General features: G+C 61.1%; 14 protein-coding genes. 8 read left to right on the top strand and 6 right to left on the bottom strand.

The features are described 5' to 3' along the window. Positions 1–27: 27 nt before the first annotated feature. The 5 genes from EJ079_RS03950 to EJ079_RS03970 form a co-directional block, all read right to left on the bottom strand. On the bottom strand, positions 28–1359 hold the full coding sequence (locus EJ079_RS03950; protein ID WP_127808144.1) for a UDP-glucose/GDP-mannose dehydrogenase family protein: 1332 nt from the start codon (positions 1357–1359) through the stop codon (positions 28–30). Between the two features lie 67 nt (positions 1360–1426). Beyond that, positions 1427–2284 carry a family 16 glycosylhydrolase gene (locus EJ079_RS03955; RefSeq protein ID WP_127808145.1) on the bottom strand — a complete coding sequence of 286 codons (858 nt, stop codon included), beginning with the start codon at positions 2282–2284 and terminating at the stop codon, positions 1427–1429. 149 nt (positions 2285–2433) lie between these two features. Beyond that, positions 2434–2829, bottom strand: coding sequence for a hypothetical protein (locus tag EJ079_RS03960; RefSeq protein ID WP_127322326.1), 396 nt, complete (start codon positions 2827–2829; stop codon positions 2434–2436). Positions 2830–3120: 291 nt separating this feature from the next. Further along, complete coding sequence (locus EJ079_RS03965) at positions 3121–4143, bottom strand: glycosyltransferase (protein WP_127808146.1); 1023 nt, start codon at positions 4141–4143, stop codon at positions 3121–3123. Between the two features lie 95 nt (positions 4144–4238). Further along, positions 4239–5369, bottom strand: a complete 1131-nt coding sequence (locus EJ079_RS03970) for a nucleotidyltransferase family protein (protein ID WP_127808147.1) — start codon at positions 5367–5369, stop codon at positions 4239–4241. A gap of 513 nt (positions 5370–5882) precedes the next feature. Here EJ079_RS03970 and EJ079_RS03975 point away from each other — a divergent pair. The 6 genes from EJ079_RS03975 (at position 5883) to EJ079_RS04000 (ending at position 11788) form a co-directional block, all read left to right on the top strand. Beyond that, on the top strand, positions 5883–6035 hold the full coding sequence (locus tag EJ079_RS03975) for a lasso peptide (RefSeq protein ID WP_013891488.1): 153 nt from the start codon (positions 5883–5885) through the stop codon (positions 6033–6035). A gap of 136 nt (positions 6036–6171) precedes the next feature. Beyond that, entirely contained in the window at positions 6172–6486 is a 315-nt protein-coding gene (locus tag EJ079_RS03980; protein WP_127289880.1) for a PqqD family protein, read from the top strand. Then, a complete protein-coding gene (locus EJ079_RS03985; RefSeq protein ID WP_127808148.1) occupies positions 6470–7033 on the top strand; it encodes a lasso peptide biosynthesis B2 protein in 564 nt (187 codons plus the stop codon). The genes EJ079_RS03980 and EJ079_RS03985 overlap by 17 nt, the downstream gene beginning before the upstream one ends. Further along, a complete protein-coding gene (locus tag EJ079_RS03990) occupies positions 7030–8952 on the top strand; it encodes a lasso peptide isopeptide bond-forming cyclase (RefSeq protein ID WP_127808149.1) in 1923 nt (640 codons plus the stop codon). Before EJ079_RS03985 ends, EJ079_RS03990 begins: the two co-directional genes overlap by 4 nt. Beyond that, on the top strand, positions 8949–9935 hold the full coding sequence (locus EJ079_RS03995; RefSeq protein ID WP_127808150.1) for a serine kinase: 987 nt from the start codon (positions 8949–8951) through the stop codon (positions 9933–9935). Before EJ079_RS03990 ends, EJ079_RS03995 begins: the two co-directional genes overlap by 4 nt. Before the next feature lie 8 nt (positions 9936–9943). Beyond that, a complete protein-coding gene (locus EJ079_RS04000; RefSeq protein WP_127808151.1) occupies positions 9944–11788 on the top strand; it encodes an ABC transporter ATP-binding protein in 1845 nt (614 codons plus the stop codon). 97 nt (positions 11789–11885) lie between these two features. Here the strand turns inward: EJ079_RS04000 and EJ079_RS04005 are convergent, their stop codons facing one another. Then, complete coding sequence (locus EJ079_RS04005) at positions 11886–12161, bottom strand: hypothetical protein (RefSeq protein ID WP_023811582.1); 276 nt, start codon at positions 12159–12161, stop codon at positions 11886–11888. Positions 12162–12762: 601 nt separating this feature from the next. Here EJ079_RS04005 and EJ079_RS04010 point away from each other — a divergent pair. Both EJ079_RS04010 and EJ079_RS04015 read left to right on the top strand, forming a co-directional pair. Next, positions 12763–13440, top strand: coding sequence for a sugar transferase (locus tag EJ079_RS04010; protein WP_127808152.1), 678 nt, complete (start codon positions 12763–12765; stop codon positions 13438–13440). Positions 13441–13540: 100 nt separating this feature from the next. Beyond that, positions 13541–14806, top strand: a complete 1266-nt coding sequence (locus tag EJ079_RS04015; protein ID WP_164761652.1) for a polysaccharide biosynthesis/export family protein — start codon at positions 13541–13543, stop codon at positions 14804–14806. Positions 14807–14940: the final 134 nt, after the last annotated feature.

The raw sequence follows: 14940 nt of genomic DNA on the forward strand, positions 1-14940 counted from the left end.
ATTGCATCCGTCTGCCAGGGCCTAGTCTCATGCCGCCATTCTGCCGATCGAGTGATATTCGATGCCGTGGCGGGCGATGACCTTGGGGTCATAGAGGTTGCGGCCGTCGAAGATGACCGGCGTAATCAGCGCATCCTTTACCGCGTCGAAGGACGGCGCGCGAAAGCTCTTCCATTCCGTGGCGATCAGCAGCGCATCGGCACCGCGCAGCGCTGCCTCCTTAGTGCCGCACAGAAGCAGGTCGTCGCGCAACCCGTAGATGGCCTGGCATTCCTGCATCGCCTCGGGATCATAGGCCTGCACATTGGCGCCGGCCTTCCAGAGCGCTTCCATCAGGACGCGCGCCGGCGCCTCACGCATGTCGTCGGTGTTGGGCTTGAAGGCCAGGCCCCAGAGCGCAAAGGTCTTGCCTTTGAGGTTGCCCTTGAAATAGCGGTCCACCTTGTCGAAGAGAACCGATTTCTGTGCGTTGTTGCGCTCCTCGACGGCGCGCAGCAGCTTGGCGTCGAATTTGACGCCTTCGGCGGTCTTGATCAGCGCCCGCACGTCCTTGGGGAAGCACGAACCGCCATAACCCAGACCCGGATAGATGAAATGGTAGCCGATGCGGGGATCGCTGCCGATGCCCTTGCGGACCTCCTCGATGTCGGCGCCGAGCTGTTCGGCCAAATTGGCCATCTCGTTCATGAAGCTGATCTTGGTCGCCAGCATACAGTTGGCGGCATATTTGGTGAATTCGGCGCTTCGCACGTCCATCACGATCATCTTCTCGTGGTTGCGGTTGAACGGCGCGTAGAGTTCGCGCATCACAGCCTCGGTGTCCTCGCTGTCGGTGCCGACGATGATGCGGTCCGGCTTCATGCAATCGGCGACCGCGGACCCCTCCTTGAGGAACTCGGGATTCGAAGCGACATCGAAAGCCAGGTCCTCGCGGCCTCTTTTCTTCAACGTGTCGGCAATCCTGGCCTTCACCTTTTCGCAGGTGCCGACCGGCACCGTAGACTTGCCGACGACGATCTTGGGTTTGTCCATTTCGCGGCCGATGGTCTCAGCGACGGCCAGCACATATTTGAGATCGGCCGAGCCGTCCTCGCCCGGCGGCGTGCCGACCGCGATCATCTGGATCTCGCCATGCCTGACAGCGGCGGCGGCATCGGTGGTGAACTTGATGCGGCCGGCGGCATGGTTTTCCTTAACGAGGTTTTCCAAACCGGGTTCGAAAATGGGAACCAGGCCCTGGTTGAGCCGCTCGACCTTGGCGCCGTCGATGTCGACGCACACCACCTGGTGCCCGACTTCGGCAAGGACCGCAGCCTGCACGAGGCCGACATAGCCAATTCCAAACACCGTCAAATTCATTCGGTTTCATTCCCATGCAAGGCAGCGGACCGTTTTCGGTCCCGCCGGTTCAAATCGACTTTCCCAACTACTTTACACTGCATGCCAGCGATTCCGGAAATTGACAGGGTTCGCCGAGCGCCGTGAAGGCAACCCGCTCGATCTGCAGGGAAAGCTTGCGGCCCGGATCCGCGAACGCTCCCATCCAACCCTTCATCGTATCGCTGCCCCAAAAGCTGAAGAATATCTTCTGTGCATGGCTGGGCAGCTTCGCCGGGTCGGTAATCGTGTTCACCAGCTGGCCGTTGACGTACCATCGCAAGCTGTCCTTCTGCCAGACGAAGGCGTAGTCGTTGAAGGCGTTCTCCGTGCCGCCAGGCACGTCGACCAGCTTCTCGTTCTTGCCCTTGCCCGCGATATAGGCATTGACCTGCACCTTGGAAGTGTCCTTGGTCAGCACCTCGAAGTCGATCTCGTCCCAGGGCTGCTTGTCGCTGGGACCGATATAGGTGAAGAACGCCGCGTTGAGGCCGGAGCCGGTATCGGTCTTCAGCCGTGCCTCATAGGTGCCGTAGCCGAAGCGCTGCTTGGTCTGTATCTCGCCGCAGACGTAGTCGCGATCCTTCAGCGTCTGCTTTTCGAAGCCGAGCGACAGCACATTATTCGACAGTTCGACCATGCCTTTCGACCAGGTGCAATTCTGATGGCTGCCGTTGTTCCAGCCGTCGGAAACATACCAGCGCGCGCGATCGAAGCTTTTGAAATCATCGACGAAGGACGGCGATGTCGGAATTTCCTGGGCGTAGGAAGGGGTTGCCAGGAAACCGCCGAGAGCAGCCAGCAGCAACGCACCGAGCGACCCCAGCCGTCGCCAGGCGGCTTGTCCGGTCCGATATGCGAGAGGCGGCGCGTCAATTGCCGTCGTAGGTTTCGGATTCGACTTCATATCAAACTCACCTTTGCGCTGTGTGTCCCCAACCCAAAGTCGACGTGCGAACCGCTCCTGAACGGGCCAACCTTGACCTTCCCTGTGACCCTCTCGATTGCTTCCCGCCTTGCATCAAATCTGTTGCAACAGTTCCGAGCCTTCACGTTTCAACCTCTGCCGGCGCCTGCCGGCCAGGCGAATTCCGCCGAGGCGGCCGAATCGGCGTCCTCGTCGAAGACCATATCCAGCGAATGACGGAGCTCTTTCATCATGCCGTCCTGGCGCGACAGCGCCGCAATGCGGCGTTCGCAATTCAGGATCGACTGTGTCAGTGCGCTGACTTCCGAAGACCGCTTGTCGGAAGCTGAGCCGTTTTCCATGGCTTCGACCAGGAAGGCGGCGTTGGTCGACGTTGTCCGGTAGCGATTCTCAAGCCCGGTTCTCTCGGCCTCGATCTCGGCCGCAATCTGTTCGAACAGCTTTGCCAGACGATCAAGACGTGAAACATCGGCCTGCCGGTCGCGGGCCGGATCCCTTGATCTGAAACCGAATATCGAGGCCATGAACTCAGATTCCTGTCATCGCCGGCTTGTGGGCCGGGCTTCTGGCCGATCCCCGCAGCCGGGGCTAAAAAATTCGTGTTGCGTTGTCCTGCTCCTTTTGAGGGAGAGACATCGGACCAATCCGATCGGGGGCCAGTTCGGCTGGTCGTCCACTATGCTGCACCGCAACATAGACTGCCATCGTCGGAGCCGCGAGGCAACCACCCAATTCGTAAACTCATAAATCTGGCCGAAATGGTTTGCGTGATGACGTGCTGCGAGCGGACAAATCGCAAGCACCGGGGTCCGCTCTCAGCGTTCCTTGCCCGTGCTGGTTCCGGCCATCAGAAAGCGCAGCGGCGGCACAGGCTTTTGGCTGGACATAAGGCCGACGCGACGAAACAGCGCCTCGAGCTTGTCGGAAGCCACGCCCTGGACGATGGCGACGAGGTTGGACAGGCTGGCGAAAGCGTAAGCCGCGGCCGATGCCAGCCCCCGCTCAGCCTTGACGTCAAGGAAATTGCGCAGCCGATATTTGTCGCGCACGTGCCGTTCATGCCGCCGCAGCACCGCCTTCGAGCCTTCCGGCAGACTGTCGATCGCCAGCAGCGCCAGATCCGCATCGGCCAAACGCTTCAGGTCCTGAGTCTTGTGGCGGCCGCTCAAAGAATCGGCGCGGACGACGGCGCCGTAGCCGCAGGAGCGAATGACCTTGAACCGCGCCCCGCATGCGACCGCGCGGGCGTAGAGTTCATAGTCCTCGCCCAGCCGCAGGCTCTCGTCGTAGCTCAACCCGTGGCGGTCGAGGAAGGCACGGCTGATCACCGGCTTCAAGAAGCCCAGTTCGCCCCTCTGCACGCGGCGCCTGGAGATGTTGCCTTCGACGAAGCGCTCGAAATCGAGGAATTCCGGATCGGCGGCAAATTGCGGCGCCACGATTTTCGTCGCGTCGCCCGTCGCATCATCCCTGATCAGCATGATGTTGTCGGCTGCGAAATCCCAATCGGCGCCGGCAAACAGGTTGCGAAACCGGCCTTCGAGGAAAAAATCGTCGGCATCAAGAATGCTGATGAACGGCGATTTCGAGCCGGCGATGGCTGCGTTGCGGGCAAAGGAGGGGCCGCGATTGACATCGAGGCGCATCACGGAGAGCCGCCCGCTGCCATCATCGGCGGATCGTGCGACATCGGCGGTGTGGTCGGTAGAGGCATCATCGACAACGACGACCTCCGCCACTTCCGGTTCGCGCAACGCGGATGCGATGGCGACGGCGATTGTCGCTGCCGCGTTTTTTGCCGCGATGATCACGCAGACCTCGGATTTCGTCATCGACATGGATTTGCCTCTCGTACAGGTAATATCGATTTGCCCTCGCCCCATACTCCTTCGATGCCCTACAGAATTGCCATCAACACCCAATTTGCCTTCATTCAGCGACTCCCCGGCCGCTCGAAGATGCGGCGGCTGATATCGGCGGACGCCGCCCAACCGGCTTCGGCCAGATAGCGGACCGGCGCGCGGCCGCACAGTTCCCACAGCACCGTTCGCCGCTGTGGCCACCGCAGCGACGGCAGCCATGGCGCGATGACCATGCTGAGCAGATCCTCATTGCCGATGCGCGACAGGATCCTGGTCGCGCGCTGCGACAGCAGCGTGCCACCGCCGCCGAGTAGCACATCGGCGGCGCGCAGGCCAAGCAGCAGCGTGTCGTCCAAACCTTGCACGGTTGCGGCATCGAGCAAACGCTGCTGATCCGCCTCGTCGAGGCGGGCGGCGCTGGCACCGATATCACAGACGTAGCCCGCGCAGGGTTCCCGGTTGAAAAGTGCCTTGGCGACGCTGATGCAGGACAAAAGCAAAGTATCGGCCACCGAGGTGAACGGCACCGTCGCACCGGCGATTTCGACCTGTCGCTTGCGCCGCAGGAACCCGTCCGCGTCGCGCGGGCTTGGCGAGCCGGGCTGCTGGAGGCGGTAGTGGAGATCTACCGTGGACGACCTCGGCCCGTCGTCCCGGGTCATGTGCTGTTCGCCGAGGAAGCGGACCCACCAGACGGAATTCGACTTGCCTGATACCTCATAACCGATCTGGCGAAGCGCATCACGCGCCCTGAAAAATCCGAGCGGCGAAACCAGGATGTCGACATCGCCGGACGGCTTCATGAAGTGGTCGTCGTAGAGAAGCTGCTGCTGGAACGGACCCTTCAGAAAAACAAAATCGATCTCGCTGGCGCGCAGCACATCATGGACCGCCATGGAATCCATGATGCAGGACGCGTTCATCGAAACCGTCCTCCTGCGGTAGGTGTCGAGCCATCGGAAAAGCTCAGGCGGCCTCTCAAGCGCGGGTGCGCGCGAAAGGGCCTTGAGGACAAAGGTGGCGACCTTGTTCAGCCTGGCGATGTCGGCAATTTTGGCACCGTCCAGATCACGCATCGAAATGTCGCCCGCGCCGGCGTGCGGCCCGGCGAAATACAATCGCAGGCAGGCCTGCACGCAGGCCACCTCGTCGGCACAGCCGGCGGTGCGCAATCGTTCGTATGAGCCGTCAGGCAAGGCCATTTAGCGCACAATCTCCCAAGAAAGCGGTTTGCGCGAACACTTATGCTGCATGTGCGAAGCAAACATCACCAAAAACCTCGATGCCGTAAAGCCTTTCCTTTTGCAGTGCGAATTTTTGCAACCGAAGCGCCTATCGAGATCACATCGTAAAGAAGTGAGAACCGCGGCTGAAATATCCTTGCCAAGTCTTTTAGCCGATCCCCGGCCGAATTTTCCAAACAGAAAATTCTTCCATTAGCGAAGCCTAAAAATAAGCACAAAGCAAACGACTTATGCAAGCAAAATCATATGCTTAAAGAATCAGCACAGGCGCTGCCATCATGCCCAAGGAATCGGCTAAAAAGTGACAAGTTTTAGGCATGGCCGCTCATGTCCTGACGCCAGCAACGTAATTGATTAACGGAAAGTAAAACAGTCTTGACTCATAAATGCTGCCGTGCAGCTATTGCATTGCAGCATAAAAGTGCTGACGGCACTCGACAGGCCGTTTCCAGTCCTAAATCGGAGAGTAAAATGGAACAGAATGTTGAAAAGCATGAATACGAGACACCAAGCCTGACGGTTCATGGTTCGATTGAGACCATCACCCAGGGTGGCGGCGGCAACACGGCGATCGACGCATCGTTCCCCGCGCACACGCCGATCGGCGACCTGACGTTCTCCTGAGACTTATAGCCGTTCCAGAGTGACATTTTGGGACTCTGGATTCAAAAGCAGACGTAAGAGGGGTCGGGGGGCCAGCCTCCCGACTTCTCCTGCGCCAACCGGAGATGTCGAAGCGTTTTGTCAGTGAGGTGCGGGGATGAACTGGAAGCAATCCGACCATGATCTGGCCGACCACGATAGCGTGAGTGCGACCAAGGATGCCGTGGCTTGCGAGTTCGGCGATGGCTTGGCGCTGCTCAATCTCAAATCCAATGTCTACTACAGCCTGAATGGCGTCGGCGCCTTCATCTGGGATTTGATCCAGGAGCCCCGGTCGATCGGCGACATCCGCAGCGCCGTGCTTGCGCGATATAATGTCGACCCGGTGCGCTGCCAGGCCGATGTCGACGCATTGCTGAAGGGCCTGACTGATAATGGGCTTGCGAGACGGCATCATGAGGCACTTGTCTAAGCCGGTCCAGCACAAGGCGCTGGTTTCGCAGGCCATAGTTTCGCGGACCCTGATTTCTCGGGCCACGGCTTTACGGCAGGAACCTGCGAGGGAAACAGGCTTCAAGCAGTCGAAGCGCGGCGGAAGCCGGCACGGGCTGGTCAGGATTTTCTCCCTGAGCGGCTCGGAAATGATCTTCCTTGGCCATTGCCTGCTGGTGGTGGCGACAGTTCGGCTGGGGCTGACGCTGCTGTCCTACAATCGTGTACGCAGCCTGGTGACGCGGCTCGACGCGCGGCAGTGCGCCTCGATGGGTGAACTGCGGCGTGTCGCCTGGGGTGTTGCCGCCGCGGCCCGTTTCGTCCCTTACGCGACATGCCTGACCCAGGCGCTCTCCGGCCAGTATATTCTCGCCCGCCAAGGCAATGAATCGACAATACGCATCGGCATCGAACGTGGTACGGGCGAGCAGTTGAAAGCACATGCTTGGCTGGTCAGCGACAACCATATCGTGCTTGGCGGATCGGTCGACGGCTTCGCCCATCTCGTCGACCACGGCAGCCGATGAGCGGCGTCGCCGGAATCCTGCTGCGCGGAGCACACGCACCGGCGGTCGCGGCGGCAGACATTCAGCAAATGCTGGCGCGCATGCGCCATCGCGGTCCCGACGGCGGTTCATGGTGGCTGGACACCAGCATCGCCCTTGGCCACGCCTGGCTCAACACATCGGATGAGGTCGGTCCAGGCCCTTTGTCGATGGCTGGCGACCGGCTCGCCATCACCGCCGATTGCCGGCTGGACAACCGTGACGAGTTGCTAGCCAGGCTCGGTATCCGCGACCAGTCGGTGGCCGACGCGATCGTGCTGATGCGGGCCTATCTGCGTTGGGGCGAAGCCTGTCCGGAGCATCTGCAAGGCGATTTCGCGTTCGCCATCTGGGATGACGAGCGGCAATCGCTGTTTTGCGCGCGCGATCATTTTGGCGTCAAGCCGTTCTACTACCACGCGGCGGACCGGCGTTTTGCCTTCGCGTCCGAGATCGGGCCGATCCTGGGGGTCGAAGGTATCCGCGCACGTGTCAGCGAGCGCCAGATCTCCGGCTTCCTGGCCGGGCTTCCCGACGACCCGCAGTCGACCCCCTACAGCGATATATTCAGCCTGCCGGCCCGCCACAGCCTGACCGTCACCGCGCAACAGGTGATGTTGCGTCGATACTGGCAGATCGAGCCGTCGGCGCGGCCCTTGCGGTCGGATGCATCGGAGGAATTCGCCCATCTTTTCTCGCAATCGGTGCGCAACCGCATGCGAGGGACCTCGGCAGTCGGCGCAATGTTGAGCGGCGGCCTCGATTCCTCATCTATCGCCTGTGTCGCCGGCCTGCAGAATGCCGCTGCGCGCAAGCCGAAGCTGCCGACCTTCTCGCTGGTTTTCGAGAAGGGCTCGCCGATGGACGAGCGGCCCTTCATCGATGCCGTTCTCGACCAGCAGAAGGTCGACGCGACACTGATCCCGGTCGGCAACTATGCCCCTTTCGCCGAATTCGAACGCGTGCTGGAAGAACAGGAAGGAATGTTCCTGGCGCCGGGCCTGACGCTCACCCGCGGTATCTACCGGACTGCCGGCGCCAAGGGCATCAAGGTGCTACTGGACGGCCATGGCGGCGACGAGGTCGTTTCCCAAGGCCATGGTCACCTGCACGAGCTTGCGAATGGCGGCCGATGGATGGATCTGTGGCGCGAGGTCCGCAGCGCCTCCAATACCTATGGCGACAGCACGCTTGGCCTTTATCTCCAGTTCCTGACCCTCTACGGGCCGGCCTGGCGCATCGCCAAGCTGAGGCATCTGGCCAACCGTGCCCTGAACAGTATCCGCAAGCCCGCGCACGTGCAGCGCGCGCGAAGCTGGCGCGACCTGATCAATCCGGACCTTGCCAAGCGCACCGAGCTTGTCGACCGGTTTCACCGGGCCGGCTATATGCCGCCCCGCGTTCAGGCCAGCGACGCCTTGAGCCATCGCTGGATCCTGTCGAACGGCTATGTCCCGCATGCTTTCGAGGTTCTCGACAAGGCCGCCGCCAATTTCGGCGTCGAGCCGCGATACCCATTCTGGGACAAGCCGCTGGTCGAGTTCTGCCTGGCATTGCCGGGCGAGGAGAAGCTGAGCCACGGCTTTGGTCGCTATGTGCTGCGTCGCGCCATGCAAGGCGTATTGCCGGAGGCGGTGCAGTGGCGACGCGACAAGATCGACTTCACCGCCAATCTCGTCAACGGCATGCTGCGCAATCATCGCGACCTCCTGGAACAGCTGCTGGTCTCGGATGCAGGCCGCATCGCGCCTTATGTCAATCTGCCGCAAGTGAGTGCTGCCTATGCGCGACTGCTGCGCCAGCCCGATCAGGCAGCCCCCCTGGATGTCCAGTATGTCTGGCGCTCGGCCTCGCTGTCGCTCTGGCTGCGGCAACTCCAGCACGGCGGGAGCCCCACGTGATGCCGCGCAACGAGCCGATGGCCGCATACAGTGATAATCCCCGTCCGCATGGCAGGGCCATGCGAGAACGCCGCTTCTACCGCGCCTATGGTCTGACCATCGCGTCGGAGGTGATGTTGCCCGAACTGCAGCCGGCGCCGCCCGGGGCGGCGGATGTCGTGATCGCCGTCGGCGCGATCGACCTGCCAAAGCCGGCGCCCGAAGCCGCGACCGACTTTCGCTTCGAGGCGGACCGGCAATATCTGGCCTGGCATGCCGTGGGCGCGTTCCTGATCACCGATTCCAACCGTATCGACATTGAACCGGCGCCCGGCGTCGACGACGCGCTGCTGGCGTTTCCGCTGCTCGGCCCGGTCATGGCGCTGCTCTTGCACCGGCGCGGCCTGCTTGTCCTGCATGCCAGCGCCATCGCCGCCGCCGGCACGAGCGCCATCTTCATGGGTGACAAGGGTGCCGGCAAGTCGACGACCGCAAGTGCGATGATCCGGGCCGGGCATCGACTGCTTACCGATGATGTGGTGGCGCTGGACCTCGCCAATCCGAGTGAGCCAATGACCGTTCCGGGATTTCCGCAGATCAAGCTGGCGGCCGACGCCGCGGCGGCGATCTCGCTCGGGGAAGCGGAAGTGCGGCCGCAAGTGCATCCGGCGATCGACAAGATGCAGCATCGCCTGAACGGTGACTTTTCGGGCGATAAGGTGCCGGCGACCAGGATCTATATCCTCGAGCGCGGCGAAAGGGCTGGCATCACGCCCTTGCCCGCCATTGCCGCCCTGCCGGCCATCATCAAATTCTCCTATGTGACGCGCTTCGGCCGCGCGGCCCTCCCCGACGACTTCGCGGCGGCGCATCTTCAGCAATGTTCATGGATTGCTAACCATATCGGCGTGTACCGGCTGGAAGTCCCGACGGGCCTGGACAGGATCGGCGAAGCCGTGGAGCTGATCGAAAAGGATCTGTCGGCTAGCAGCCGGCGGTCGTGAGCGCAACCATGTCGAAGTCCCCAACCCTTCGCCTGTCGCTGTTTCGAGAAATTGCCGCATTCGGCGCCGCCATTGCCCGGATCGGCGGCCGGCGAACATGGACGGCGCTTTTCTTCCTCATCCTCGGCAGCCTGACCGAGGGCATCTCCATCCTGCTACTCATCCCGCTGCTGCATCTGGTCGGACGCGCCGACCAGGATTTCGCTGTTCGGCTGCCCAACAATGATTTCGTGCGCTGGCTGGTGCCTGACGGCACGCTGCAACTGACGACCGTGCTTTGCATGCTGGTCGGGCTTGTTGCAGCGCAGGCGGCGTTCAATCGCTTCAAGTCGGTCTACATGGCCAAATTGCTGTTCGATTTCGTCAACCGCGTTCGCATGAACCTGTTCGAAAGCATCGGCAAGGCGCGCTGGGGCGTTTTTACCCGAATGCGCAGTTCCGACCTCGATCATGCCCTGACCGGCGACATCGACCGCGTCCAGGGCGCGGCGTTCTCACTGCTGATGCTGGTGCAGATCGCCGTTCTTCTGGCTGGCTATCTCCTGGTTTCCATGTTCATCTCGCCGGTCATGACGCTGTTTGCCGTCGTCATCGGCATGCTGATGTTCGTGGCGCTGCAGCCCTTCCGGACACGGGCCACTGCCTTCGGCCGTGTGCTGACCGCCAATCGACAGGATCAGTACCGGACGGTCTCGGAATTTCTCGGCGGCATCAAGGTGGCCAAGAGCCTGAACGTTGAGGACAGCTATTTCGCGCAGCTGCGGTCGACGCTTGAGAAGATGAAGGCCGACAACATCGACTATGTGCGCAACAGCACCATCGGCACCGCGGTATTCCAAGTGGCGAGCGTGGTGGGCCTGAGCCTGTTCATCTATGTGGCTTTGGTTCGCTTCAACCTGTCGCTGGCCGAGATCGTCGTCCTGCTCCTGGTCTTCATGCGCATCGCGCCGCGCTTCATGGACATGCAGACGCAAGCCCAGCAAGTGCTGATCAACCTGCCCGCCTTTACGGCAATGCGCAGCCTGCAGGCACGTTTCGATGCCGAACGCGAACCAGGCCATACCGAGTTCGCCGACGCCGGGACACTCTCCCTCAATACGGGATTGAATATTCGCGGTGTCTCCTTCGCCTATGGAGATGCTGGCGACAAGGTGGTGGTGAGCGGCATCACCTTCGGCCTGCCGGCCGGCAAGGTCACCGCCCTGATCGGCCCGTCCGGATCGGGCAAGAGCACGATCGCCGATATGCTGCTTGGCCTGCTGGAGCCCACCACCGGCATGATGCTTGTCGACGGCGTCGAGATTGATGCCAGCAATCGCCGTCGCTGGCGCGACCAGGTGGCCTATGTGCCGCAGGACGTGTTCCTCCTGCACGACACGATCGCGGCGAACCTGCGCCTTGCCGCGCCACGGGCCAGCGATGGCGACCTGTGGGCCGCGCTGCATCAGGCGCACGCCGGCGAGTTTGTCGAACGGCTCGACCTCAGGCTCGAGACGGTGGTCGGCGATCGCGGCGTGCGGCTCTCGGGCGGCGAACGCCAGCGCATCGCGCTCGCGCGCGCGCTGCTGCGCAAGCCGTCACTGCTCATCCTGGACGAGGCGACCAGCGCGCTCGACTGGCAGAACCAGTCGCTGATCGCCAGGTCGATCGACGGATTGCGCGGCACGATGACGATCCTGACCATCGCGCACCGGCCGTCGATGATTGCCTTCGCCGACTGGGTGGTGGCGATGGAAAACGGCCGTATCGTCGAGGTCGGCCAATATCAGCGGCTGAAGGAAAAAACCGGCAGCCGGTTGTCGAGGATGCTGTCGGGGGAACAGTCAGAGGGCGAACCCGCCGATGTCGCGTGAGCCGGCGACCAAGACGCGCCGAAACCGATTCACGCGGCGCCTAGTCTCTTGTTTCGAAGCATGCCTACAAACCGGGGGCAGGTTTGAGCAATCTGCATCAATGCAGGCCGCGCCTGGCACCGCCCAGCTTCTCGCTTTCGGCGACCTCTGGTGCGTTCAGTTTGCGCTCGGCGTCACGGGCTATGTCGGCAGGCGTCGGCGCGCTCCTGGCGATCATGGTGTAGATGAGCACGAAATAGCCGGCCTGAATGATCACGGCGCAGATGATGACGCGCACCAATATCGTGCCTATCGACGCTCCGCCCAGCCAGGACCAGCCGACGACGATCGCCAGAGCGAAAATCATCCCGAGGATGAATTTTGGAAGTGCCATACCCAACAGCCCATAAACCGGCTCGGGTATTATCACGATTGCCCCACCCGAGCGCCGTCCCTTGTCATGTGGGCTTGTTAAGGTCGCCCACTCTCGACCGGTTGCTTCCGGCCTTTTCCACCTGTCGTCACCGTGACAGGTATAATTTGCAATTCTATTAAGGCGAGCAATAGGCGGCAAGGGCAACTTCGGATATTTTTGATCGAGCTTTTGCGATCGACTCTGCCATGCTGCAATGCACGCAACGGGAGCTAAGCCGATCTCCTCTCCTCGGCATTTTTCAGTAAGATAGACAATATTAAGTAGTATTTTATACGGTTTTCACCAAGCATCAGGGCATGATAAAGCACTAATTTGCAGCTTGCCTTGGCAAATAGGTAGGTCCGCCTAAAAACCGCCCCACAAAGGCCTCTATTTTTTCGGCCGTGCCCATTTATTGTCACAAATGTGCTAAATACGCCGAAATTTGTGCATGACAAGCTTATTATTTAGTCAATTCATGACGTGACTATTTCAATGGGGTGGTAAATTGTGTGTTGCGCTGCAACATTTTTTTGGTATCGTGCGCTGAACCATTCGTTCAACGCATGGAGTTTACGGCATGAGGGACGTTGCCAAGTCGGCCACGGCGAGCTTTTCGCAGGCTGACATCGATTTTCCGCCACCGATCGGCGGCTTGCTCAAACGCAGCTTCGATATCGCCGGTTCACTGATTGGACTGATCGCACTCAGCCCGCTGTTTGTCATGATAGCGCTGCTGGTCAAGTTTTCCGACGGCGGCTCGATTTTCTACGGTCACAGGCGAATTGGACGCGGCGGGCGGATTTTTCCTTGCCTGAAGTTCCGCACCATGGTTCCGGACGGCGACAGGGTATTGGCAACCTATCTCGCCGCCAACCCGGACGCCAACGCGGAATGGATCGCCACCCGCAAGCTGAAGAACGATCCGCGCGTTACCCGTGTCGGAGCTGTGCTGAGGAAACTCAGCCTCGACGAGCTGCCGCAGATCATCAACATCCTGCAGGGCGACATGAGCCTTGTCGGCCCTCGTCCGGTCGTGCGCGACGAGCTGGAGATCTATGGCACGTCCGCCGTCTATTACCTGAAATCCCGCCCGGGCCTGACCGGCCTGTGGCAAGTCAGCGGCCGCAACGATGTGTCCTATGACAGCCGCGTCGCCTTCGATCGCCACTATGTCGAGAACTGGTCGCTGTTCGAGGACGTTCGCATCATCATCAAGACCGTCCCGGCCGTCTGGATGTCGCGTGGTTCTTACTGACCGGCCGGTGGCCAATGCCAGACATTGGCATCGGCCATTCAACGCAAGCTCATCGGGCGATGGGGCTATAGCGGATCGGAACGTTGAGTTGAAAACAGATTTGTTCGAAGCCTTTCGCAGCGGCCCGGATTCCGGCCGGCTGCGGCGGGCGCGTTTGCTGGCCACATGCCTTGCCATGGCGCTCGTCGTCCCGCACATCGCCGCCGCCGGCGACTATCGCCTCGGCTCGCAAGACAAGCTCACCATCCGCGTCGCCGAATGGCAGACAGTCGAAGGCACATTTCGTGACTGGTCGGCGGTGAATGGCGAGTACACGGTCGGTCCATCCGGTACGCTGTCGGTGCCGTTCGCCGGCGAGTTGCCGGCATCCGGCAAGACCACGTCCGAAATCGCGGCGGCGATCGGCGAGGCGCTGCAGAAAAAGCTCGCTTTGTCGGACCGACCGGAAGCCTCGGTCGAGATGGCGCAGTTCCGGCCCTTCTACATTTCGGGCGAAGTCCAGAACCCAGGCCAATTTCCTTATGTCCCGGACCTGACGGTGTTGAAGGCGATCAGCGTCGCCGGCGGCATCAGGCGCAACGCCGATTACGGCCCCCAGCTCGGCAAGGACCTGGTCACCGCCAAGGGCATGTTCGACATCTCCGACGACCAGCGCATCCGACTGATCGTCAGGCGCGCCCGCATCGATGCGGATATGGCCGGCAAGGCGAGTTTCGACGTGCCGAAGGAGGTCGAGGGCGATCCGAGACTGCCAGCCATCGTGGCGGACGAGATGACGATTCTGACGGCCGACCAAAAGGCGCTGAAGCTGAAACTCGAGGCGCTCGACGACCTGAAGGGGGTTTTGGAATCTGAAATCGAGTCGCTGCAGAAGAAGATCGTCAATCAGCAGCAGCAGGTCGACTTGGCGCAGCAGCAACTCGCCAGCATCGGTCCGCTGGCGCAAAAAGGCCTGATCGCCAATGCCCGACTGCTGGATTCGCGCCAGTCCGTGGCCGACCTGCAGGGCAAGATCCTGGACTACGAAACCGCCATCCTCACCGCCAAGCAGGCGATCAGCAAGGCGAAGCAGGATGCTATCGATGCCCAGAACACCTTGAGTTCAAGTCTCGCCACTGACCGGCAGCAGACCGAAGCCGACCTGAACGAGGCCGCGTTGAAGGTGAACATGCAGAAAGGCCTGATAGCCCAGGCCAGCGATCCCGCGATGGCGGCCGCTATGACAAATGATCAGCAGCCGACCCTGCTCTATTCACTGGTGCGCAATGTCGACGGCAAGACCACCGAAATAGCCGCCAAGGAAGAAACCCCGGTGCTGCCTGGCGATGTGATCAAGATCAAGCTGGCGCCGCTGGCCAGCCAGTAGACCGACTTCCAACACGATCCAGTGTTTCGAGCCAGAGCCTCACCCGACAAATCGGGATGAGGCTCTGGCTCAGTTGTTTGAACATCTCCTGCGGAAACCATAATAGCCGTCTCGGGATCGAGGCTTCCCGTCCG

It is taken from the genome of Mesorhizobium sp. M7A.F.Ce.TU.012.03.2.1 (assembly GCF_004006095.1).
Lineage (GTDB): Bacteria > Pseudomonadota > Alphaproteobacteria > Rhizobiales > Rhizobiaceae > Mesorhizobium.